Origin of the sequence: Streptomyces sp. 4F14 (genome assembly GCF_048159485.1) — a bacterium.
Lineage (GTDB): Bacteria > Actinomycetota > Actinomycetes > Streptomycetales > Streptomycetaceae > Streptomyces.
The window spans coordinates 1-337 of sequence record NZ_JBLRVY010000321.1; the positions used below are offsets into that span (position 1 = coordinate 1).

Here is a 337-nt window from a genome sequence, read left to right on the forward strand (position 1 = left end):
TACACCTCGGTGTCGGTGTCGGCCGCCGAGGACCAGCCCACCCGTACCTTCCGCTGGGGCACTCAACTCGACGTCCGGCCGGTGAACGCCTTCGGTGACGGCTCCGACATCACCGAACAGGCCGTCGCCTCGTACGTCGCCAAGTACGCCATCAAGGCCGCCGAGAACACTGGCACTTTGGACCGCCGTATCGGTGAACTCGCCGAACTCGACCGGCACCAGGTCCCCGACCACACCCGGCGGCTCATCACCGCGTGCCGCGACCTGGACAGCCTCTATCCGGATCGGCGCCTCTGGGCCTGGGCCCACATGCTCGGTTTCCGCGGGCACTTCTCGT

The 337-nt window shown here is 67.7% G+C and carries 1 protein-coding gene; it reads left to right on the forward strand.

The genetic code is table 11. The features are described from left to right. The coding region (locus ACLZOT_RS50925; protein WP_416976108.1) for a replication initiator at positions 1 to 337 on the forward strand (337 nt) is incomplete at both ends.